The organism is Acinetobacter sp. ESL0695 (assembly GCF_029392135.1).
In the GTDB taxonomy this organism is placed as follows: domain Bacteria; phylum Pseudomonadota; class Gammaproteobacteria; order Pseudomonadales; family Moraxellaceae; genus Acinetobacter; species Acinetobacter pollinis.
The window spans coordinates 2198605-2220609 of sequence record NZ_CP113932.1; the positions used below are offsets into that span (position 1 = coordinate 2198605).

22 protein-coding genes and 1 tRNA gene are annotated in these 22005 nt (G+C 37.0%); 9 read left to right on the plus strand and 14 right to left on the minus strand.

Annotated elements, in window-relative coordinates; genetic code table 11:
• Positions 1-4: 4 nt before the first annotated feature.
• From OZX61_RS10580 to ispH, 6 genes are all read right to left on the minus strand, one after another.
• Positions 5-3817 carry a pilus assembly protein PilY gene (locus tag OZX61_RS10580; RefSeq protein ID WP_277094759.1) on the minus strand — a complete coding sequence of 1271 codons (3813 nt, stop codon included), beginning with the start codon at positions 3815-3817 and terminating at the stop codon, positions 5-7.
• A 13-nt stretch (positions 3818-3830) separates the two neighbouring features.
• Entirely contained in the window at positions 3831-4538 is a 708-nt protein-coding gene (locus OZX61_RS10585; RefSeq protein ID WP_277094760.1) for a pilus assembly protein PilX, read from the minus strand.
• 1 nt (position 4539) lies between these two features.
• Positions 4540-5406, minus strand: a complete 867-nt coding sequence (locus tag OZX61_RS10590) for a prepilin-type N-terminal cleavage/methylation domain-containing protein (protein WP_277094761.1) — start codon at positions 5404-5406, stop codon at positions 4540-4542.
• A gap of 2 nt (positions 5407-5408) precedes the next feature.
• Complete coding sequence (pilV, locus tag OZX61_RS10595) at positions 5409-5918, minus strand: type IV pilus modification protein PilV (protein ID WP_277094762.1); 510 nt, start codon at positions 5916-5918, stop codon at positions 5409-5411.
• Positions 5915-6403 carry a GspH/FimT family pseudopilin gene (locus OZX61_RS10600; protein WP_277094763.1) on the minus strand — a complete coding sequence of 163 codons (489 nt, stop codon included), beginning with the start codon at positions 6401-6403 and terminating at the stop codon, positions 5915-5917. The genes pilV and OZX61_RS10600 overlap by 4 nt, the downstream gene beginning before the upstream one ends.
• Before the next feature lie 112 nt (positions 6404-6515).
• The gene (ispH, locus tag OZX61_RS10605) at positions 6516-7466 is read right to left on the minus strand and encodes a 4-hydroxy-3-methylbut-2-enyl diphosphate reductase (RefSeq protein WP_277094764.1); all 951 of its coding nucleotides are present in this window, start codon (positions 7464-7466) and stop codon (positions 6516-6518) included.
• Positions 7467-7597: 131 nt separating this feature from the next.
• On the opposite strand from ispH, the gene gmk reads away from it, so the two are divergent.
• The 6 genes from gmk (at position 7598) to bfr (ending at position 12332) form a co-directional block, all read left to right on the plus strand.
• Positions 7598-8221, plus strand: a complete 624-nt coding sequence (gmk, locus tag OZX61_RS10610) for a guanylate kinase (protein ID WP_195770915.1) — start codon at positions 7598-7600, stop codon at positions 8219-8221.
• Between the two features lie 72 nt (positions 8222-8293).
• On the plus strand, positions 8294-8572 hold the full coding sequence (rpoZ, locus tag OZX61_RS10615; protein ID WP_195770914.1) for a DNA-directed RNA polymerase subunit omega: 279 nt from the start codon (positions 8294-8296) through the stop codon (positions 8570-8572).
• A gap of 201 nt (positions 8573-8773) precedes the next feature.
• The gene (locus OZX61_RS10620; protein WP_195770913.1) at positions 8774-10876 is read left to right on the plus strand and encodes an HD domain-containing protein; all 2103 of its coding nucleotides are present in this window, start codon (positions 8774-8776) and stop codon (positions 10874-10876) included.
• Between the two features lie 9 nt (positions 10877-10885).
• A complete protein-coding gene (locus tag OZX61_RS10625; protein ID WP_195770912.1) occupies positions 10886-11266 on the plus strand; it encodes a RidA family protein in 381 nt (126 codons plus the stop codon).
• A gap of 152 nt (positions 11267-11418) precedes the next feature.
• Positions 11419-11613, plus strand: a complete 195-nt coding sequence (locus tag OZX61_RS10630) for a bacterioferritin-associated ferredoxin (protein WP_195770911.1) — start codon at positions 11419-11421, stop codon at positions 11611-11613.
• A gap of 245 nt (positions 11614-11858) precedes the next feature.
• Entirely contained in the window at positions 11859-12332 is a 474-nt protein-coding gene (gene bfr, locus OZX61_RS10635) for a bacterioferritin (RefSeq protein WP_195770910.1), read from the plus strand.
• Between the two features lie 28 nt (positions 12333-12360).
• On the opposite strand, the gene OZX61_RS10640 is transcribed toward bfr, so the two are convergent.
• Positions 12361-14028, minus strand: a complete 1668-nt coding sequence (locus tag OZX61_RS10640; RefSeq protein WP_277094765.1) for an O-antigen ligase family protein — start codon at positions 14026-14028, stop codon at positions 12361-12363.
• Between the two features lie 177 nt (positions 14029-14205).
• Here OZX61_RS10640 and OZX61_RS10645 point away from each other — a divergent pair, with 177 nt between their 5' ends.
• Complete coding sequence (locus OZX61_RS10645; protein WP_196337595.1) at positions 14206-14982, plus strand: META and DUF4377 domain-containing protein; 777 nt, start codon at positions 14206-14208, stop codon at positions 14980-14982.
• A 42-nt stretch (positions 14983-15024) separates the two neighbouring features.
• On the opposite strand, the gene OZX61_RS10650 is transcribed toward OZX61_RS10645, so the two are convergent.
• The 6 genes from OZX61_RS10650 to OZX61_RS10675 form a co-directional block, all read right to left on the minus strand.
• A complete protein-coding gene (locus OZX61_RS10650) occupies positions 15025-15888 on the minus strand; it encodes a pirin family protein (protein ID WP_277094766.1) in 864 nt (287 codons plus the stop codon).
• 110 nt (positions 15889-15998) lie between these two features.
• Positions 15999-16784 (minus strand): ATP-binding cassette domain-containing protein, encoded by a 786-nt coding sequence (locus tag OZX61_RS10655; protein WP_195770906.1) that lies wholly within the window; start codon positions 16782-16784, stop codon positions 15999-16001.
• A gap of 11 nt (positions 16785-16795) precedes the next feature.
• Entirely contained in the window at positions 16796-17575 is a 780-nt protein-coding gene (ssuC, locus tag OZX61_RS10660) for an aliphatic sulfonate ABC transporter permease SsuC (RefSeq protein ID WP_195770905.1), read from the minus strand.
• The gene (gene ssuD, locus OZX61_RS10665; RefSeq protein WP_277094767.1) at positions 17572-18735 is read right to left on the minus strand and encodes an FMNH2-dependent alkanesulfonate monooxygenase; all 1164 of its coding nucleotides are present in this window, start codon (positions 18733-18735) and stop codon (positions 17572-17574) included. The genes ssuC and ssuD overlap by 4 nt, the downstream gene beginning before the upstream one ends.
• 1 nt (position 18736) lies before the next feature.
• A complete protein-coding gene (locus OZX61_RS10670) occupies positions 18737-19714 on the minus strand; it encodes an aliphatic sulfonate ABC transporter substrate-binding protein (protein WP_277094768.1) in 978 nt (325 codons plus the stop codon).
• Between the two features lie 341 nt (positions 19715-20055).
• Positions 20056-20415, minus strand: coding sequence for a helix-turn-helix domain-containing protein (locus tag OZX61_RS10675; RefSeq protein WP_195770902.1), 360 nt, complete (start codon positions 20413-20415; stop codon positions 20056-20058).
• Positions 20416-20517: 102 nt separating this feature from the next.
• On the opposite strand from OZX61_RS10675, the gene OZX61_RS10680 reads away from it, so the two are divergent.
• Positions 20518-21522 (plus strand): zinc-binding alcohol dehydrogenase family protein, encoded by a 1005-nt coding sequence (locus OZX61_RS10680; protein WP_277095659.1) that lies wholly within the window; start codon positions 20518-20520, stop codon positions 21520-21522.
• A gap of 12 nt (positions 21523-21534) precedes the next feature.
• Positions 21535-21819: a putative quinol monooxygenase gene (locus OZX61_RS10685; RefSeq protein WP_277094769.1), complete on the plus strand. Its 285-nt coding sequence runs from the start codon at positions 21535-21537 to the stop codon at positions 21817-21819.
• 75 nt (positions 21820-21894) lie between these two features.
• On the opposite strand, the gene OZX61_RS10690 is transcribed toward OZX61_RS10685, so the two are convergent.
• Positions 21895-21979: transfer RNA gene (locus OZX61_RS10690), tRNA-Leu, on the minus strand.
• Positions 21980-22005: the final 26 nt, after the last annotated feature.

Consider the following 22005-nt stretch of genomic DNA (forward strand, 5'->3'; position numbering starts at 1 on the left):
TCTCCTAGTTATTATTCAGCTCATACCAACTTAGCTTTTTAAGCCCTTTAGTACTTGCATAAGGTACAGGTACAGGCTGTGTATTGGTAATTAAAGTTTTACCATTTGCTATCGGATCACCATTTGTACCCACATTTGGTCCGATTGCAGGCGCAACAATTCCTGTACCTATATCTATTTTTTGTGAATAACCAGTCGGACTACTTCCACTTGCAGCAACATTATATGGTAGGTTGAATTTATACACAGAACTTCCACCTTTCACACCTGCACCGCATTGCCCTTGTATACCATCACGGCTAGAGTCGAAAGTAGTCACATATAAGCTTCCCTGAATAACAATTGGATAGCTCATTACCTTTTCAACTTGTTTTGGCGCATCAGCATTAGAACTACCAAACTCATAGAACCATCCACTTACATTATCGGAAACACTGCCAGAGTTTGCATTGCCTAGTTGATTTTTCTTAATACCAGATGTGTTATATGTCTGTGTAGTATAAATATCAGATCTTAATACATCTCTATCAAAAACATTATAGATTGCATCATTTTGGTATTCACTTCCTCTTCCTTCTTGAGCCAGTGGACGACTACGATTACCACTACCAATTGAAACCACACCAAAACGACTCGTTCCGCTTGCATAAGAGGTATATGCAGGTTTTTCATAGAATCTTGGGCTATATTGACGATTATTTAAGTTTAAGATTTTAACAGGTGTTCTGGCAAAGTTAGATGGCGATTCAGAATTATTTAAATCAATACGCCATACTTGTCCGCCTAAATCACCAAAATATAAGTGGTTAATAAGACCATTACCTGTAGTGTCAACAGCTTTTATCTCACTTGGAATACTGTATTTCATATCTGAACTTTCAGTATACTGAACACCATTGTTATTACTTACTTTATTGGCACTTGTCCACCATAACAGTTTTCCTGTTAAGGCATCGAACATATATACCCCTGCGCCCTGACCGTTAGTTTGCTGATAGTCACGATTCTCGTAACCGCCATAGCTTTTACGCGAACCATCATCATTAAAGTAACCATCGCCATTAGCCCCACCAGCATCGTAACCACCACCAACGAACATAACTAAGGTTTTTGTACCATTCCAATTTACATAACCAACCGTTGGTTTAGACCAACTTTGTGCCATAAATTTAAGCTGATCATACGAGGTATTATTAACCGTACTATCTTTAGAATATATTCTATTAGAATTAGGGTCGATACGAAATGCTAATGATGGATTATCCATATTTTGTAGATTTAAAGCATAATAGCTACGCCCACCCATACGTAAGCCACCATATGCCATTTGTAAGCCTTGTGCATTATTTGCACCCTGTCCTACAGTCACCGTATTGGCATCACTTGCAGTAGGAACATACTCGCTATATACACTCCACGGCGCATCTACACCGTAGTAGAGATCACGTATTTTATCTTCACTTGCTTCAGCGGTCAGCTTATATCCTAAGAACCCTTTTTTCTGATAATTCACCATTTCATTAGGTAAGAATGCAAATTTCTCTACACCTGTCGACTCATCAACAACATGTAATAACCCTTGAGTTGTACCAAATAAAACATAATCTTGGCGATTAGAAGTAACTACATTACCACTTGATGAAAGTCCAATGGTTCCTCCATTCGTGACAAGTAATGGCGAAGAATGCATCACGGCACCGACTTGTCTTAGCTCAGGCATTTGTTTTAATGCATTTACATTATTTGGTGGATTATTTGGATCAACACTAAAGCCAAGCAAAGAAATGATATAACCTCTATCTTTATCATCTGTAGAAGATAAATACTGATTTGTCGGTTGAATCTGAGTTAAGCTCGTTGGTGTGGAATCTCCATTAGTTGCTCGGTTCATTAATAACTTTCTATTGGCTGTATTAGCACTATTTATTCCGAGTAACAAACTTGATTTAACACCACCTACTGTACCGTCATCTTTTGCCCACAAATCTTTACTAGACTGAACAAGCTCACCGTTCGTATTAAATGCTCTATTTCCGTTAGAGTCGACAAGTATATTATTAATGACATTATATTTTTTAACATTACCTTGCCATAACTTATAAGTTTGATCTGGTGTCGGCTGAAATTGTGATAAATAAGCGATTGGACGGATAATAGACGGAACAAGTTGATCAACAGGAATTGTTGCTGAACCTGTAGTTACATTTGGAATTTCAGTTTTTACATTTCCAATAAAACTATTTACACTGTTTACAATATCCGAAGATGATGATGCAGTATACCAGCCACCTTTACCATAGACTCCCCATTTCATCGCGTTTTTTACATCATTATTTAAACCACTTACATCATCAATAATTTGTGCATTTTGACTATCACTTAAATTTGGATCGTATTGTTTGTTGGCATCAGTCATTTGCTGAAATTCGCCACCAAAGCCTACTGTTGCCGTTTTTACTTTTAATCCACTTGGGGTACCGTTGCCACTGGAAAGAACTTGAGAGAAATCAGCAATACATTGCCAGCCAGAATTTGCACTTGAGTTTTGACCAAAGTTTAGCCCAGTACAATTAAAGGAACCATTATTAAGTGCACCTTGCATTAACGATCGAGCAACTGGAATACTTGATACATTAGGATAACCATCTGTAAGCACGTAAACGCCTTGGGCACTACATGCTTGAGAAGATGAATTTTGATTCGCTATACTTGCAGGTTGTATATAAGAACGTCTTCCTCGAACAATTTCCGTATTATCTAATACATTTTGAATACCATTAGAAGTTCTACCAAGGGTAGTTGTACCAAATAAATAAGAGGCTGTATCCGCATATGCATTTGCTGTAGGTGTACCGCCTGCACCCACAAAAGCCGCAACTTTTTGCTTAATTGCATTGCGCTGTTGGGTATTTAAAGGCTTTGCAGGAGAGACAATATAACCTGTTGTATTATTATAACTATTCAAATTATATGAAAAAGCAGAAATACCTAATATTAGATCATCCGATAATTTTTGAACGCCATTTGTACCATCCAATAGATCAAACATTGCATCTTTCAAACGTGTAATACGATCATAATATTTTACAGTCTGTATCGCATACGTTGGACGGGTACCATACGTTGGACGGGTACCATACGTTGGGCGTGTACCATACGTTGGACGTGTTGCAGTTACAGGCTCGATTCTATAATAGTAAACATCCCCTCCTATCACTTCAGACTGTCCACCACCAAACAGGAATTGATTAATCGCAGTTAAAAAACTATTAATCAATCCAATATATCTATTACAATTACTTACTGAGGCTACAGTAGTATTTGCATTACAACTATAAAAACCTAGAGGGAAACCTAAGAAACTATAATCACCTCGATAATAATAAATTTTTTGTCTTTGACCAGTATCATATGTTTCCGTACCTGTCTGGTATGTTTCCGTACCTGTTTGGTATGTTTCAGTACCTGTTTGATACGTTTCAGTACCTGTCTGAACTTGCTGCTGTATACCACAATAATAACGTGTATAAGATGGGTTTGTCGTGGAGGTTTCTTGGCCTACTGTAAACGTATTCATGTACTGACGAGGGATATCACACGCAGTATACGAATCACTACGACTGAAAAAACGGTCCATATAAGTAATACTCATACTTCCCGAAACATCTAGCATGAACATGAGTGTGGTATTTGCACTCTTCGCAGGCTGATAAATTTCAGTATCACTTGCATATACTGTGGAGTATGCAATAAGTGTAGCGAATGTGGTACCGATAACAAAAGATAAGGAGGTTCTCCCCTTCTTATATGACTTCATGAAAGCTCCCCCCTTAATTTTCACTTTGGTATTCCGCAACTGCGGTATAATTCGGTACATTTAATCCTGACAAACATTCTGATACAGTATATGTCTGAGGATTACTCTCAGTCTTATTAACATAGGTAGGTCGACCACTCACTCTAGTAGACAAACAAGCATTAATAGCATCTGCATTTGCAGTAGAAAGTGTTGGTATAAACGATGTGGTATAAACGATTATTTTTACAGGCGGTACACTATTATCATTTGAACTACTATTCGTTATGACTGAAGAATTAGTCAAAGAAATCGTTGCTGAAACTTGTGTAACAACAGTTGAACGTCCCGTCGAAAAACTGTTACTTCTACAGAATCCATCATTGCCAATTGTGGTGGCTTGTGTGTTCCCTGCTATCCAATAAATTAAACTAGACTTATTTGATGTAAAAAAATCTTTTTGTAAATCCGAATAGCACCACACCACTTCTTTACCGATATTCTTTTTTATAGTAGAAAATAAAGAGTTTACAGCTGCACTACTATTTTGTTTATGGAGTTGTTCAAAGCGCAATAGGGCTGCATCAGAGTTCTGCATCATTAATTTTTGTGCTTGGGCACCTGTTGCAATATTTAAAGACACAGAGCTTTGACGAATAGCAACCGTAGCGATAATAGTTACCAATAATACAATACATAGCACAATAATGAGCGTTGCACCTCGTTGTAATGATCGATTCATCTTAATTTGTCCCCATCGCATTTCTAAAAGCAACAGTTTGCGTCATTACTTCCCTTAAAAATCCTTGCGGCGCAGTATTGCTTAAAGACACAGACTGATCGGCAACATTAAAAGTTGTTGGTAATGCTGATGGTGTGCCCACTCTTTGAGTAGATCGTGCTAATACGGCTACTTTTACACCCACAACATCACCACTGTTCTTCGTATAGCTGTTAATTGGCATTTCTTGTAAATTATTATTCGATTGACGAACGATTAATAAAACACGCATATAATCTGCACGTGGCATAATAATTTGACCATCGCGAGTTCCTATCGTTTGCGCAGTTCCTGCTTCGCATGCAAGCGACAAGGCATTATCATTGGTCTCACCATTAAAAATGCTAGCATCTTTGCGAATAAAATAACGTTCTACTACAGGTGTATTGGTATTTGTAATTTCATTACCTTGGCAATCAAATACTCTTGTTTGAGATTGTTGAGATGGTACAGGTACATATTGAATTACTAATTGATCACTCTGAACATTTACATTACTTGGCCCTGAAGTATTTCTCGATAGTTTATTAGGATTATTATTACTAATAGCGTCACTACTTAAATTGTAATCATTTAATACGACACCTGCCTGAGGTGCTTGCAAGTTAATTGCACTGCCATCATTTCCATAATTTGCAATGCGCAAATTTTTCACAATATAGTCAAAAGCAAAATTGGCATTATTTTGAATTTCTGCTGAGCTTTGTTGGACTGCTAAACTCCGCTGGGCAGAAATAAGTAACATGGTCGCAGAGGCAATAATAATTAAGCCCAAAGCTAAGGCGACCATAAGTTCAATAAGCGTAAAACCTTTCTGAGATGAATACATGATTAGTATGCCTCCATCACAATACACGTGGAATTAGGTGTATAGGTATAACTGCTACTTGTGCTTTGAGTACAAGGTACATAACCCGCCGTCGTTGCCGTATTATCAACAGGATCTGTTTTATTCCAAGCCACATAAATACACTGCCGTCCATCTTGTGCTGAAGGACAACCATTAATAGATACTTGCATCCCTAAATTTGATGCTTGAGCTGCTGTTTGTGCTAGATCAAATGCTGCCTTTTGAGTTGGACTACATGAATTAGTAAAACAATTAGAGGAGGACTGAAGATTAGATAAGCTACCCGTATAGCTGCTCTGTGCTGTGGTATTTATTCGAATTTGTTCAGCTAAGTTTCTTGCAACATTCATTGCTTGAACTCGGTTATTTGCCTCAAAAATACCTTCATTTGCTCTAAATTGCAACGCGATGAAACCAAGTACCCCAATGGCTAAAATTAGAAGAGCAACGAGAACTTCCATTAAGCCTACCCCCCTTTGATGACTCATCATGATGAACATCCCCCAGAACCTTGTATTCCACTATTTCGAATATTTCCCAAAAAGCTAATGGTAATTGTCTTAGAGTATTTTGCAGAAGTCGGCTGATTACATAAAAGTATATTTATATTGCTATTCAATGGTTTAGTAGCATCCTGTGGATCTTGAATTAATCCATCGGGTCGAAACACAATTGAACCAATACCAGTTGAACCGCTTGCTGCTTTCTGAATAGTTTGTCCACTTGGTGCCCAGTTCAGTACGGTGCCGGTATTGGCTTGCGCCTGTGTACCTAAAGTTACAGTGATATTACGTCGCTCTAAAACAGCTTTAGCTCTTGCCTGCGAAAAAGTCGCAGTTAAATTATCAGCACTACTGTTCAAATTTTGTCTTGATATCATATCTGAAAAAGAAGGTGCTGCAAGCATTGCAATAATTGCAAGCACAGCAATTGTGACCATCAGTTCAATTAATGTAAAACCCCTTACTGGTCGCATACCAGTAACCCCCATTAAAATCCAACCAACAAAAATAAAGTATAAAAATTACACTATGCAAATAGACATAGTCAAAATAAATAATAAAATTTCTAAGCTTAGGGAGTATACCCTAAGCCTGTACAACTTGTATACGAAGTTCTTTTGGTAGGCTAAATGTAATATTTTCTGCTCTACCATCTAACTCATTTGCGGAAACTGCACCCCAATCTTGTAAACGCTGAATGACTTGCTTAATTAATATCTCTGGGGCAGAAGCACCCGCAGTCACACCAATTTTACATGCACCGACAAACCAGTTTTGATCAAGCTCATCTGCATTATCCACAAGAAATGCAGTTTTCCCCATACGTTCAGCAAGTTCACGTAAACGATTTGAATTTGAAGAATTTGGAGAACCAACCACCAAAACAATATCACATTGTTGCGCTAAGTCTCTAACAGCATCTTGTCTATTTTGTGTTGCATAACAGATATCGTCTTTACGAGGCCCTTTAATCTCTGGAAATTTCTGTCTTAATGCATCAATAACTTTAGCAGTATCATCAATTGAAAGTGTGGTCTGAGTAACAAATGCTAAATATTCAGGATTAACGACCTCTAAATTTTTAACATCGTTTTCATCTTCTACCAAATAAATATGACCACCATATGTCAGGTCGTATTGCCCCATGGTTCCTTCAACCTCAGGATGCCCATGATGACCAATTAAAATGGCTTCTCTACCCTCTCTTGCGTATTTAGTTACTTCAATATGTACTTTTGTCACTAAAGGACATGTCGCATCAAAAACTTTGAGCCCTCTACGCTTAGCTTCATCCTGAACAGCCTTTGATACTCCATGCGCACTAAAAATGACAATATTATCGTCAGGAACTTCATCTAACTCATCTACAAAAATCGCACCGCGTTGTCGTAGATCATCGACGACAAATTTATTGTGTACAACTTCGTGACGCACATAAATTGGATGACTAAAGCATTCAAGTGCACGATTAACGATCGCAATGGCGCGATCTACACCTGCACAAAAACCTCGTGGATTCGCCAATACAATTTCCATAAATTCCTCAATTACACTTGAAATCACTATTTTTTTGCATTTAAACGCAAGTCTATTCAAATAAACTATTCAGTTTATGTACAGTCTACTTTAAAATAGAGAAGATATTTTATCATATCAGGAAAAATATCATGTCAGGTCTATTGTTTGTCGTTTCTGCTGCGTCAGGAACTGGCAAAACTTCCCTGGTTAAAGCCTTGCTTGAGCGTGTTACAAATTTACATGTCTCTGTTTCCCATACAACACGTGGCCAACGAACTGGCGAACTTGACGGTGTTCACTATCACTTTACATCTAAAGATACGTTTCTTGAACAAGTTGAACAAGGCGGTTTTATTGAATATGCCGAAGTTTTTGGTAACTATTACGGTACATCGCAAGAAACTGTTAGAAAACAGCTTAAACAGGGTCATGATGTCCTGTTAGAAATAGATTGGCAAGGTGCTGAACAAGTTCGTAAACTTTTTCCTGAATCGAAACAAATTTTTATTTTACCTCCAAGTCAGTTTGATCTGCGTCAGCGCTTATCGAACAGAGGTACAGATGCTGTAGATGTCATTGAACATCGTTTAAGCTGTGCTGTTGAAGATATGCATCAATATGTCAATTTCGACTATGTCATTATTAATGATGATTTCAACAAAGCACTCCATGATTTGGAATCTGTAATTAATGCAAATCGTTTGGTCATGTCACAACAAGCTCAACGACATGAAACATTAATTACACGATTATTAAGTACAGAAATTGATTAAAACTTGAGTCTGCAAGCAAAGCATTTTATACTTCGCAGTCTGGTTAATTTTAACTGATATAAGAGATATGTTATGGCACGCGTAACCGTTGAAGATTGTTTAGACCATGTAGATAACCGCTTTGAGTTAGTTCTTGTGGCGAGTAAACGTGCGCGCCAATTGTCACGTCAAGGCATGGAACCAACTGTCGAGTGGGATAATGACAAGCCTACAGTTGTTGCACTACGTGAAATTGCCGTTGGTCATGTCAGCAAAGACATATTAAAACAGCGTGAACAAGACTATCAAGCATCAAACCTTGACCTTGCTCTTTCTGCAAATAACTTAAACCTTGAGAACTTTTCTTTTTAAGTTTTATTTTGCTGAAAAAGCCTAGTTTATCCAACTAGGCTTTTTTTATTGAATGCTTTTTATGCACAATTGCCTAAAAAGATAACTATCATTGAAAAATTCTTCCTTTTTCTTCATATAAAATTTGACAAGTTCATTAGAATGTTTTTCATTAGATAGTGAATGTATTTATCTCTTGTCACTTAACGTAAGGGTGTTTTTATGCCAGGCGAAGATGTCAGCCAAGCCAAGCAACAGCTTAACCGAATTATAGATGTCTATTTGTCTGAATATGATGTCGAACGCGTATTGGCTGCATGTGACTTTGCCGACTTGGCTCATAGTGGAGTTACACGTAAAAGTGGAGAACCTTATATTCTTCATCCTATTGCCGTAAGCTGTATTTTGGCACATATGCGACTCGATTCAGAAACACTCATGGCATCATTACTTCATGATGTCATTGAAGACACTGAATTTACAAAAGATGAAATTGCTGAAAAATTTGGTAAAACCGTTTCCGAACTTGTCGATGGCGTAACTAAACTTACGCATTCTAGCGATAAAGAGTTTAATAAAGCAGCCTCTTTCAGAAAAATATTACAAGCTACTTTACAAGACCCAAGAGTCATCATTATTAAGTTAGCCGATCGCTATCATAATATGACGACACTAGGGGCTTTACGCCCAGACAAACGTGCTCGTATCGCGCAAGAAACCCATGATGTATTTGTACCTATGGCGCGTATTGTTGGTATGAATGAAATGGCAGATAACCTTGAATACCTCTGTTATCAAAACCTAGATCTAGATCTATTCAATACTGTGCAAAATGCTCTTCAAGAAACACGCCCAAAACGCTGTGAATATCAGCAAATCTGGGAAAACAACTTACATAAACTTCTTGAAGAACATCATATTAAAGGCACAATTCAAAAGAAAAATAATAATATTGAATTATTGCGCCACTTTTTAAAGAATGAAATAAACTTACAGGAACTCACACGTAGCCATAATTTCGATATCGTGTTGGAAACTATTGCAGATTGTGACCGTCTCGTAGATATTCTAAGTGAAAATTTCCAAGTTCTACAGTTTCAAGATCATATTCGACGCCCTCTACCGGGTGGTAATCAATCCCTTATGATGAAACTGAAAGGCGAAAAAACGGCTTTATCTGTAACAATTCAAACTGAACTCATGCAAAAAGCTGCCCGTTTCGGTGTTGTATTGGGTGAAAATGCACCTCAGGCAGCACGCTCTGCCATTCAAGCTTCAATGAAAAACTTGAATACACTGATTGATACAGAGTGTGCAAAAACAACCTTCAATGAGCTCCTTGATTACTTACATCAGGAAAAAATTTGGGTTTACACTCCCCATGGGCAGTTACATGAGTTACCACAAGGTGCAACCGTTGTAGATTTTGCATATTCGGCAAGTTTATTTTTAGGCAACCATGCGATTGGCGCAAAAATCGATGGTGAACATAAACCATTATCGACACCTTTAACCAATGGCCAAGTCATTGAAATCATCACCGATGTACTCGCAACACCAAATCCAGATTGGCTAAGTTTTGTAAACACTCAAAAAGCACGTAGAGCCATTCAAAATATTTTGCGCGAGCAAGATATAGAAGAGCAAAGAATTATTGGTCAGCAAGCCCTAGATCGTGCATTTAAGCTATTTAATCAATCCACTGCTTCATTATCACCACAAGAATGGAAAAGTCTTTTAGAGTGGCGCCATATTGAATCGCAAGAAACCTTGTATGAACAAATTGCTGTCGGAGATTTACTCCCTCAACTTGTTGCCAACCATCTATTTACACACGAAGCTTCTGAAGAAATAATTTCACATCATCGCCTTATTCAAGGAACTGAAGGGATTGATGTAAAATATGCACACTGTTGTAACCCTGTGTTAGGTGATCCAATACAAGGCCATTTATCTCGGCGTGGCTTAATTGTACATCGTACGCGATGCTATAACTTACTTCATGAGCAACACTTACACCCTGAAAGTATTATGTCTTTACTCTGGCATACAGATACCAATCATGAAGTGAACTTCCCTGCATTTTTATGTGTTCATATGAGCATGAACGATGAGGAAATTTCGGAGCTCATTTATCACTGTCGTAAAGCACAAACAGGGGTTGAGTCTGTACATACACAGAAACAAAAAACTTACGTCAATTTAGTTGTTCACAATAGACAAGAGATTGCTCAAGTCATTCGTGATTTAAGAATGCATTTTGGCTTCCCTCGTATTATTCGACAAGATGCGCCAATTCAATTAGAAACCAATAATCAGAACTAAGGAAAAAAGATGTCACGTCAAGTTATACATACAACAGATGCACCTGCTGCTATTGGTACATATTCACAAGCAATTCTCGTTCATAATACATTATATCTTTCTGGTCAAATTGGCTTAGATCCTGAAACAATGGTTCTTGTAGAAGGTATTGAAGCACAAATACGACGTGTATTTGATAATGTAAAAGCTGTATGTGCAGCAGCGGAATGTTCTTTGGCAGATATTACAAAACTGAATATCTACTTAACTGACTTATCACATTTTCAACTTGTGAATGAAATTATGGGTGAATATTTTTCACAGCCTTACCCTGCACGTGCAGCATTGGGGGTAGCTAGTCTTCCTAAAGGTGCACTGGTTGAAATGGATGGCTTTGCTGTTCTCCCTTAATGTATTGATATTCTTAAGACCACCTTTTATGGTGGTTTTTTTATTCAAATTTCCGATGACAATTAATAAAAAAATAAATTAATTTCATTGACAAACGATAATAGTTATCATTAATATCACTATTGTATTTATTATATCTGTAGGTATATCTGATGTACGTTTGCTTATGTCGTGGGATTACTGATCAAGACATTAAAGATGCTGTTGATCGTGGCGCTGAGAGTTTTCGTGAGGTAAGAGACTTACTTGACTTAGGCACCTGTTGTGGTCGTTGTGTACCTGAAGCACGTAGCATTATTAATGAAGAACTTGCAGAAATTGCAGCGCGTATTTCTGTTGCAGCCTAAAAGATAATTATAAAAATAAATTCTTATTAAAATTAAAGCAAAATGCCAAATTCTCCTCCCCCACTTGCCTAAAGTGGGTTTATTTTTAACAATGTATATTTGATACAATTGTTTTCGATTATGATTTCCATTTGCTGTTCAAAAAACATCTCGCTTTCATGCAAGTTGTTGTTTAGCATATGCATAACCAACTGTCTTAATCTAAATCTAGATCGAGACATCATAGATATGCGGAGTGGAAAAGAATGAAAGGCAATCGTGATGTAATTAACCAATTGAATCAGGTTTTGTATCATCATTTAACAGCAATTAATCAATATTTCCTACACTCACGCATGTTTAATGATTGGGGAATAGAACAACTTGGCTCGGCAGAATATAAAGAGTCAATTCGTCAAATGAAGCATGCAGATAAAGTTATTGCACGAATTCTTTTTCTAGAAGGACTGCCAAACTTACAACACCTTGGTAAGCTATATATCGGTCAACATACACTTGAAGTTTTAGAGTGCGATATTCGTAAGGTAAAAGAAAATATTGATGTATTGACTGCTTGTGTAGCACTTGCAGAAGAAAAACAAGACTATGTTACACGTGATCTAGTACAAGAAATTTTAGAATCTGAAGAAGAATACTTCGACTGGGCAGAAACACAAGTTGACCTGACTGATAAAGTAGGTATTGAAAACTATATTCAAAGCCAATTAGAAAAAGAATAAAAAAAGCTGCCTCAATGGCAGCTTTTTTTTATAGTCTCTTAGGCGTTATCTGATCATAATCAATTGCGATTTTATGATCAGAGTGTAAGAAAAGCTGTGATGAACTATATCTTACATGGTAAAGGCCATCAATATATGCAAGCTGCTGAATTGCCTCTTCATTCTTTCCATTAAATGCTAAAAGTTGTGCATACTTAAATAAGTCGTAATTGGTTGGCGATATAAGTACCACTTTATGTAGTTCTTTTAGTTGCTTTTCATCTACATAACTAAAACGATTTAAGTAATACCATTCTGCTCTTGCGCGATATTCAGTTAAAAATAAGATATGATTTGTTGGTTGTTTAAAAATACCTTTTTCTGCTGAATGACGTCCATTTACCAGTGCATCGACTGCATTGTTATAGTCACGCCAAATTAGCCCATAGAGCAATATAGACACAACAAGAATTGCTGTGTTTATTCCGCTTTGTAAATTATATATCTTACCCGTATATTTTTCAGCCTGAATGAGACCTAGTAAGAACCCTACTGGGAATAAAAAATATGCATAATTTTGTGGGAACTCTAACATTGAATGAACAAGTACTGGAGTTACCATCAGGGCTGCCACCAGAGCTTCTTTTGTTTTAATGAGGCGACTGAGTTTAAAAATCCAATAACTAAAATATGCAATAATAATTGAACCTAGAATCACACCATTCCAAACTAAAAGTTCTAATATAATGTTATGTGCACTATTTGTTCGTTCATCATGAGAAATAAAATTTGCGCCCATCATTTGTGCAACACTGGTCTGATTCCATCCATAACCAAACCATGGCTGTTCTCTAATCGCATAGAGCATCTGAGCCCAAATTCCTAAGCGTGCGTGGCCTGTACTTGCACGCTCGACAACAGTCGTTAAACCTGAATGAGATAGTCCCTCTTCAACCAAGGGGGTATTAATTGATGGTAATAAAATTAAACAACAGAAAAAAAGACAGGGCCATAAGAGTAAATATCTTTTCTTTAGAAGAAATGCTTGAGTATTGTACTTATAAAGAAGATAAACAGTTAAAATACAAGATGCTATCCAAGGGGTTCTAGACTGGCTTAGGGTAAGCACAATAATGATTAGTATTGCCCCCAAGACATTCAACCACGTAGGCGTCATTTTCTTTTCGAACAAGTAAAATGATGCCATTAGACTCATCATTAAAAAAGTTCCCATATTATTGGGCTGAGCAAAATTTGCGTAAGGTCTTAGTCCCTTTAAGGGCATAATGCCCCATAAGTTTTTCTCTAAACCAAAGGTCTGTAATAACGCAATAACTGCTGTAATCAGCCCAACACCAAAAGTAATTGTAGTTAAACCTTTTAATATTTTTTCTGATCCAACATCTTTACTTAAGTTAAAGCCCAATACCGTACTAGCAGCAAAGCCCATTAGGTAAAAAAAGGATAAGAGCGCCTTATTAAAGTAAAGCTCTATTCCAAAACACCATTGTCCTAAAGGGATTAAGGCAATTGCAAACCATAACCATTGTATTTGGGGTATTTTTAATGCAGTATTCCAGTAGTATGCGAGAAGACAAAATAGACTGGCATAACTAAACATTTCACTTGAAAATGTTAACCAAGGCATATAGTGATATGGAGAAAGCCAAGCCAAAGCAAGCAAAATTCCTGCAGCATATAATAAGAAACGTTGCATATATCAAAATACTATCCCAAAGAAGGAGGTATTATAGAGTAAAGTTTAAATAAACGCTTAAAATACTCATGAATTGTGTTACGACAACAAATAGAAATCATTCATGACTCAAAATAACAGTATCTTCGTCGAATCATCCTTAAGCTATAAATATATTATTTTATTGGAAAAATCCGAATGAATAAAAAGCACTTATTACTTATATCTGTTCCCTTCATTTTTTCTGCTTGTCAAAGCTTACCCACACACTTAAAAGATAATGAAGCAATGATGATTGAAGCCAAAAGCCCAAACTTACTGCAAACACTTGCTGACTATACGTGGTCTAAGCAAACCCACGAAAACCTTCCACCTATTACACTCAATTTAGATGCAGAAAAAAAATTATCTATTAGCAGTGGGTGTAACCATTTAATGGGTGTCTGGCAATTTGATGGAAAACAAATCAATACTTCTCCGCTTGCATCCACGTTAATGATGTGTCCACCACATTTAATGGCACAAGAACAATCTGCACGCCAGTTTTTTAATCAAGCACATTTAAATGTCAGTATCGATATGAGACACCCTGCTCAACCTACCCTCATACTCGAAAATATGACAGGACAAAAAATTAAATTTCAAGGAACACTCAAACCAGAAGCACAATACAAATCGACAGGTGAAGTTATTTTTCTAGAAATTTCACCAACTAAAAAAGCTTGCTCTACCTCTAACGGTTCAAAACAATGCTTACAAGTAAAACAAATTCAATATAATGATCAAGGCGTACAGACAAGAATAGATGAAAGTTGGCAGGTTCTCCCTGTGGAGATTCAAGGCTATGAGCATGATTCAGGTTTACGCCAAGTGATTCGTGTAAAACGCTTTAATACAAAACCACAAACAGCAACACCTGAATATGCATATATTTATGATATGACAGTAGAACAAGAAGTTATTCCGAAGAAGTAATATATTAGGTCACCTGTAATATCTGCAAGTGACCTATATTTTCTAAGCAAATATCCCTGCTCTAAAATCTTGAAATACTTGAACAATCTCATCTTTTGTATTCATAACAAATGGCCCATAACCTTGTATAGGTTCATTAAGAGGAGTACCTGTCAGAATCAAAAAATCTACGGATTGCGAATTTACAGTGCTTAATTCAAACTCTGTTTCTTTGTTTTTTTCAAGCAAGACAACACTATGGTCATGAACAATCTCAGCGTTATTTACGAGCAATGTTCCATGACGCACTACAATAAGTGTAGTGTGATCAACAGGCACAATAAACTTGTGAGATTGGCATTCAGATAAATGGATATCCCATACATTTAAAGGGCTGAAGGTATGTGCTTTACCCAATAACTCGTTATACTTTCCTGCAACCACACGAAGAAAGCTCCCCACTTTGTCTAACTCAACCCTTGGAATCTCTTCAGACAAAATCGTCTGATAGTTTCCTGAAGTCATTTTATACGCTGTAGGTAAATTTACCCAGAGTTGAACCATTTCAAAATTCCCACCCTTTTCAGTGAATGCTCTTGAATGAAACTCTTCATGTAAAATACCTGAACCTGCAGTCATCCACTGCACATCACCAGGTCTAATAGTCCCTCCGCCTCCTTTAGAGTCTTTATGGCTAACCTCACCCTGATAAGCTAAAGTGACAGTTTCAAAACCACGATGTGGATGTTGTTCTACACCTTTAGGTATATTTGAAGGCGTCACATATTGCTCAGCAGCATAGTCGAGCAATAGAAAAGGACTTAGCATTTGCCCAAGTTGGTTATAAGAAAACAACGTACTTACATGGAACCCATCGCCCACCCAATGTTTCTGGGTATTATGATAAATACCGATCACTTTTTTCATGTCAACGCTCACACCATAAGAACATCTTTTTATATAGCTATTTTAGTTCTTTAGGTTTGAATCGAAATACGCTGTGTAAGAGAGACCGTTTCAAAAATGAAACAACCTAATTACGTTGCTAAAACTGCTTGTAAGACTTCTTGCTCTAGCGCTGTGAACTGGGATGTTTTTTGTCTAGGTCGTGGGAGTTCTACGTGAAATGTTTGCGCAATTTCACCACGATTTAATAAAATAATACGATCTGCTAACTGCACAGCTTCACTAACATCATGTGTTACAAGTACTGTTGTGAAACCTTGTTCAACCCAGAGCTTTTCAATTAAATTCTGCATATCCAAACGTGTTAATGCATCAAGTGCGCCTAGAGGTTCGTCCAACAACAAAACTTTTGGCCGATGTAAAAGCGCACGTGCAAGTGCAGCCCGTTGGCGTTGACCACCCGACAACTGGCTTGGCCACAAATTTACTTTATCTTCTAGTCCCACGCGCTTAAGCAAAGCAACTGCTTGTGATTCTTTATCTTTTGGCAAACCAAGTTTCACATTATTGACAATACTTCTCCAAGGTAGCAAGCGAGGATCTTGGAACATCACACGTATATCATTTTTATTAATTTCATCTCGTGTAGAAAAATGAATATGACCTTGACTACTTTTTTCTAAATCGGCAATAAGTCGTAGTAAAGTACTCTTTCCACAGCCACTACGCCCAACAACTGCAACAAACTCGCCTGCGCGGATATTCAAATTTAAATTTTCTAAAACAGCTACTTGTCCATAGTATTTATGCAACTGTTCAATTTTAATCTCAACACCTGACGTAGCTGTATTTTGACGTGACTTCTCTACGCTAAATTCTACCGAGTCATCAAAATTTGTGATGCTTAAATTGGTCATGATTGTTCTCCTTATTTATTTTGATATCCCGAATGCCAGCGTAATAAATAACGCTCTAATACTTGGGCAAATACATCAGCTAATTTACCTAACAAGGCGTATAGCAAAATACCGACCAATACAATATCAGTCTGGAGAAACTCTCTTGCATTCATGGTCATATAACCAATTCCTGATTGCGCAGATATCGTTTCAGCAACAATAAGGAGCACCCAAACCAACCCTAGTGCAAAACGTAAACCCACTAAAATTGATGGCATTGCACCAGGTAATATAATTTCACGATATAACTGCCAACGCGTTAAACCATAGCTTTTCCCCATCTCAATCAATTGAGGATCTACACTTCGAATACCATGATATGTATTAATATAAATGGGAAAAAATACACCAACTGCAACTAAAAATAATTTTGCAGACTCGTCAATTCCAAACCAGAGAATAACTAAGGGAATAAGTGCTAGAGCAGGAATATTACGTACCATTTGTAACGTGGTATCGAAAAGCGTGGAAGCTATCTTAGATGAGCCATTCAGAAGACCAAAAATGAAACCTAAGCCTCCACCTACAAATAAGCCAAGCAGTGCACGTCCTGCACTTACTTTAACATCACGCCACAACTCTCCATTTACAAGTAAATGCCAAAATGCTGTTACGACGCTACTAGGTGCAGGTAGAATTTGTGCACTTAGCATTCCTGTAGATGAAGAAAACTGCCATACTCCAATTAATATAATGGGTACAATCCAAGGCAATAAACTGCCTTTTAACTGACCTCGAAGTCTACTCATGCTGACTCCTTTGCCTGTTTTGTATCAGGTGTATAGTTATTGGCAATAATTTCACCAAAGGGGCCAGTCAAATGTGGCTGTGTCAATTTCTTTTGAGTTTCAAGTGGCAAGAGTGGGAATACCAACTCAGCAAATCGAATAGACTCTTCTAGATGTGGATAGCCTGAGAAAATAAAAGTATCTATACCTAAATGGGCATATTCTTGAATTCTTGCCGCAACCGTTTGAGGATCGCCTACCAACGCAGTACCTGCTCCACCCCGTACAAGACCAATGCCTGCCCATAAATTTGGCGAGACTTCTAATTTGTCACGCTTGCCTCCATGTAAAGCCGCCATACGTTGTTGCCCAACTGAATCCATTTGCGAAATCTTACGTTGCGCTGCAGCAATCGTGTCATCATCTACATATTGTATGAGTTGTTCAGCAGCAGCCCATGCTTCCTCATTAGTCTCTCGAACAATGACATGCAGTCGAATGCCATAATTTAATACACGGCCTTTAGCAGCTGCTTTTTTACGCACCACTTCAAGTTTTTCTTTCACAGCTTCAGGTGGCTCACCCCATGTTAAATAAGTATCAACTTGTTCTGCCGCCAAATCAGTTGCCACTTCAGATGAACCTCCAAACCATAATGGTGGATATGGTTTCTGTATAGGTGGATATAAAAGTTTTGCATCATCAACGCTAAGACGCCTGCCATGAAAAGTAAATGCATCACCTGTATGGGAACGTGTTAAAATTTCACGCCAAATTTTTACATATTCATTTGCTGTCTGATAGCGTGTTGAGTGGTCTTCATATACACCATCTCCTTTTAATTCTTGCTCATCTCCCCCTGTCACCAAGTTAAGAAGAATACGACCCTGTGACAAGCGATCAAAAGTTGCAGACATACGCGCAGCCAAAGCAGGAGTCGTTACACCTGGTCTTAATGCCACTAAAAATTTTAGATTCTTTGTAGCATCAATTAAACTTGCTGCAACAATCCAAGGATCTTCACAAGAACGGCCAGTCGGAATAAGTACACCCTCATACCCAAGACTATCGACAGTAGTTGCGATCTGCTTCATATATGCATGATCAACTTGTCTTGCACCTTTTGTTGTACCTAAATAACGACTATCGCCATGTGTGGGAATAAACCAAAAAATTTTCATATTATTGTCCCTGCCAAACTGCTTGTTTAACATCAATATGTTGAGGAATTACATTATCTTTTGCGAAACGATCTGCGATATTTTGCTGTGCTGCAACAACATCATCAGTCATTGGTTTAGTGAGTGAAGGCTTATATCGTTTATCTAAAACACGCTGTGCAATCTCTGCATTTACATTAATTGCTTTTTGGTACAAGTTTCTTGTTTCTGAAGGATGTTCCACAATCCACTGAGCTGCTAAATTAGAAGCTTGTATAAAACCTTTTACTTCACTTGCATGGTTTTTTACAAAATCAGGTCGGCTAATCAAAAAGTTATATGTATTTTCAAACTTTGTACCATCAATGATTGGTCTTGCATGCCCCTCTACTTGAGCAACTGTTAAAAATGGTTCCCAAATTGCCCATGCATCGACTGAGCCCTTGTCTAATGCAGCACGAGCATCTGCGGGTGCAAGCCATACTGGCTGTATATCTGACCATGTTAAATGAGCTTTTTCTAGAACACGCCCTAACAAATCATGTGCACTCGAACCCTTTTGAACAGCTATTTTTTTCCCTTTTAATTCATTAATATTTTGAATACTGCTTTTATCTGACACTAAGATTGCTTGCCACTGTGGCTGGACATTTTCATAACCAACGTACACAATATTTTTATTACCAGCCTGCGCAAAAATAGGTGGGGTATTCCCTACAGAACCAATATCGATTGCGCCTGCTGACAGCGCTTCTAATAGTTGAGGTCCTGCTGGAAATTCACGCCATTGAACATTTAGTTGTGGAAATTCTTTTTTTAATAAACTTTGTTCTGTCTGTAAAACAATTGAACTTAAAGATGACTTTTGAAAGCCAATCGTCAATGTTTGCTGCTGTTCTTGTTCATGAATTTTGGTTTCCGTCTGAGAAGAACAACCGTATAAAACAAATGTACTCAAACCTATACTTAAAAAAGCATTATATGTATTTTGTATTTTCATCATTTAACCCATTTAAAATAAAATATATTGATTATTTAATAAGGAAAATACATTCGTTGTTGGATTTGAATAAAACGTATATATAACATTGCAGAATTACCATTCACTGTTTTTATTTACGTTAAAATGAATAAATAAAAATAAAAATAAATAAAAATAGCTTTGCTTAGTCATAAAACTGATATTCAAAAATTGTACATATAATGCATATAAATATTCATTACAAAATCAATTAAGTTATTGTTAAATATTAACTTATTTTTATTCTTATATATTATTTCTATATATGTATTTCTTTTTTTGATGATAGGTATTTAAACTTTTTAAATACCCATACGTAATTAAACCAACTTTGCTTTTCCATAAAGATCTAAATGCTCATCTCCCCACTCTTTTAATGCAAACAAAATTGGTTTTAAAGTTATACCTAATTCAGATAGTCTATACTCAACTTTAGGCGGCACTTGAGCATAAACCTTTCGCGTAATGAGACCATCTTCCTCTAGCTCTCTAAGCTGATTAGTTAACATTTTTTGTGTGACATTCGGAATTCTTCTTCTAAGCTCATTAAATCTTAAAACTTCTTCTCTTAATAAATGCCAAAGAATAATACTTTTCCATTTACCATCTAACAGTCCTATCGCTGCCTCTACAGCACACCCGGGTGCACAATCAAAGCGAGAATGTTTTGCCTTACCCATTATTTAAGTATCCTTTTTGACACTATATTACAAATTCGTCTGTATACATCATTTTCAATGTTAAATTAAACTGTTCTCACAACACAAGTAGGACACATAATGATGAAAGCAGTTTCGTTCAAAGAAGATTCGACATCTGATCTCACTAATCCATTAATAGACATAGATATAGATGCACCCACTCTTCAATCCAAAGATCTACTGGTTAAAATACATGCTATCTCTGTTAATCCAGTAGACACAAAAGTGAGAAAGAAACAAATTCCTATTCAGGATAAAAATAGAATTTTAGGATGGGATGCTGTGGGTGAAGTTATAGAGATCGGTGCAGATGTCCAAAACTTCAATATTGGAGATACCGTATGGTATGCAGGAGATCTCACTCGCTCTGGAAGCAATGCAGAACTACAAGCTGTAGATGAAAGAATTGTGAGTTTAGCTCCAAAATCTATTAGTTATGAAGAGGCTGCTGCTCTTCCATTAACTGCATTGACTGCATGGGAAATGCTGTTCGATCGCTTTGAAATTAATGAAAATGAGCACGAAAGTATACTTATTATTGGCGGTGCTGGCGGTGTCGGTTCAATTGCAATTCAACTTTTAAAAGCTAAGACAAATCTGACTATTATTGCAACTGCATCTCGTCCAGAAACTCGTGAATGGGTTACATCTCTTGGAGCAGACTACGTCATCAATCATCATCAAAACTTAGATGAACAAATAAAAAAATTAGGTATACAAGCACCTAAATATGTCTTCTCTACAAACGCGAGTGCAGATTATATAGAACAGATTGCGACCCTCATTGCACCTCAAGGTAAATTTGGACTAATTGATGATCTAGAGTCATTAAATATTATTCCATTAAAAGCAAAATCTACGTCGATCCATTGGGAATTGATGTTTACACGATCTATGTTTAATACAGCAGATATCTCGAAACAACACGAAATTTTAAAAAACCTTGCTCAATTGATAGATGATAAAAAAGTACGTAGCACCCTTAATCAGAGCCTAGGTCAGATAAGTGCATTAAATTTAACAAAAGCACATCAACTCATTGAATCTGGTCAGGCAAAAGGAAAAGTAGTTTTAATAGGCTTTTAATAGGAGTAAACGATGAGTATTTCAGTAGTTGCAACGTTTATTGCAAAACTTGGAGATGAAGCCAATATACAGACGCTTGCCATGCAAGCAATTGCGCCTACGCTCAAAGAAAATGGCTGTCTAAAATATGCTCTCCATATCAATAAAGATAATTCTCGTGAGTTTGTATTTATTGAAGAATGGAAAAGCCAAGAAGATTTAGACTTACATCTAAAAACGAAACATGTTCAAGTACTTTTTAATGGCATTCAGCCATATATTGAGTCTTCTGATATTAAAATTTATAAACCATTATAATCACATACAAAAAAGGCCTAATTCTTAGAATTAAGCCTTTAAAGTATATTCCAACAGTACAAATTATTGCATTGTTGGTGCGGAAGGGGGGACTTGAACCCCCACGCCCGAAAGCACTACCACCTCAAGGTAGCGTGTCTACCAATTCCACCACCACCGCATTTGCAGGCATTCTATTCTTTTATG

What these genes read in the sequence shown, in the direction of transcription:
- OZX61_RS10580 (WP_277094759.1), bottom strand. Translation starts at nt 3,817, where the DNA reads ATGAAGTCATATAAGAAGGGGAGAACCTCCTTATCTTTTGTTATCGGT.
- OZX61_RS10585 (WP_277094760.1), bottom strand. Translation starts at nt 4,538, where the DNA reads ATGAATCGATCATTACAACGAGGTGCAACGCTCATTATTGTGCTATGT.
- OZX61_RS10590 (WP_277094761.1), bottom strand. Translation starts at nt 5,406, where the DNA reads ATGTATTCATCTCAGAAAGGTTTTACGCTTATTGAACTTATGGTCGCC.
- pilV (WP_277094762.1), bottom strand. Translation starts at nt 5,918, where the DNA reads ATGATGAGTCATCAAAGGGGGGTAGGCTTAATGGAAGTTCTCGTTGCT.
- OZX61_RS10600 (WP_277094763.1), bottom strand. Translation starts at nt 6,403, where the DNA reads ATGCGACCAGTAAGGGGTTTTACATTAATTGAACTGATGGTCACAATT.
- ispH (WP_277094764.1), bottom strand. Translation starts at nt 7,466, where the DNA reads ATGGAAATTGTATTGGCGAATCCACGAGGTTTTTGTGCAGGTGTAGAT.
- gmk (WP_195770915.1), top strand. Translation starts at nt 7,598, where the DNA reads ATGTCAGGTCTATTGTTTGTCGTTTCTGCTGCGTCAGGAACTGGCAAA.
- rpoZ (WP_195770914.1), top strand. Translation starts at nt 8,294, where the DNA reads ATGGCACGCGTAACCGTTGAAGATTGTTTAGACCATGTAGATAACCGC.
- OZX61_RS10620 (WP_195770913.1), top strand. Translation starts at nt 8,774, where the DNA reads ATGCCAGGCGAAGATGTCAGCCAAGCCAAGCAACAGCTTAACCGAATT.
- OZX61_RS10625 (WP_195770912.1), top strand. Translation starts at nt 10,886, where the DNA reads ATGTCACGTCAAGTTATACATACAACAGATGCACCTGCTGCTATTGGT.
- OZX61_RS10630 (WP_195770911.1), top strand. Translation starts at nt 11,419, where the DNA reads ATGTACGTTTGCTTATGTCGTGGGATTACTGATCAAGACATTAAAGAT.
- bfr (WP_195770910.1), top strand. Translation starts at nt 11,859, where the DNA reads ATGAAAGGCAATCGTGATGTAATTAACCAATTGAATCAGGTTTTGTAT.
- OZX61_RS10640 (WP_277094765.1), bottom strand. Translation starts at nt 14,028, where the DNA reads ATGCAACGTTTCTTATTATATGCTGCAGGAATTTTGCTTGCTTTGGCT.
- OZX61_RS10645 (WP_196337595.1), top strand. Translation starts at nt 14,206, where the DNA reads ATGAATAAAAAGCACTTATTACTTATATCTGTTCCCTTCATTTTTTCT.
- OZX61_RS10650 (WP_277094766.1), bottom strand. Translation starts at nt 15,888, where the DNA reads ATGAAAAAAGTGATCGGTATTTATCATAATACCCAGAAACATTGGGTG.
- OZX61_RS10655 (WP_195770906.1), bottom strand. Translation starts at nt 16,784, where the DNA reads ATGACCAATTTAAGCATCACAAATTTTGATGACTCGGTAGAATTTAGC.
- ssuC (WP_195770905.1), bottom strand. Translation starts at nt 17,575, where the DNA reads ATGAGTAGACTTCGAGGTCAGTTAAAAGGCAGTTTATTGCCTTGGATT.
- ssuD (WP_277094767.1), bottom strand. Translation starts at nt 18,735, where the DNA reads ATGAAAATTTTTTGGTTTATTCCCACACATGGCGATAGTCGTTATTTA.
- OZX61_RS10670 (WP_277094768.1), bottom strand. Translation starts at nt 19,714, where the DNA reads ATGAAAATACAAAATACATATAATGCTTTTTTAAGTATAGGTTTGAGT.
- OZX61_RS10675 (WP_195770902.1), bottom strand. Translation starts at nt 20,415, where the DNA reads ATGGGTAAGGCAAAACATTCTCGCTTTGATTGTGCACCCGGGTGTGCT.
- OZX61_RS10680 (WP_277095659.1), top strand. Translation starts at nt 20,518, where the DNA reads ATGAAAGCAGTTTCGTTCAAAGAAGATTCGACATCTGATCTCACTAAT.
- OZX61_RS10685 (WP_277094769.1), top strand. Translation starts at nt 21,535, where the DNA reads ATGAGTATTTCAGTAGTTGCAACGTTTATTGCAAAACTTGGAGATGAA.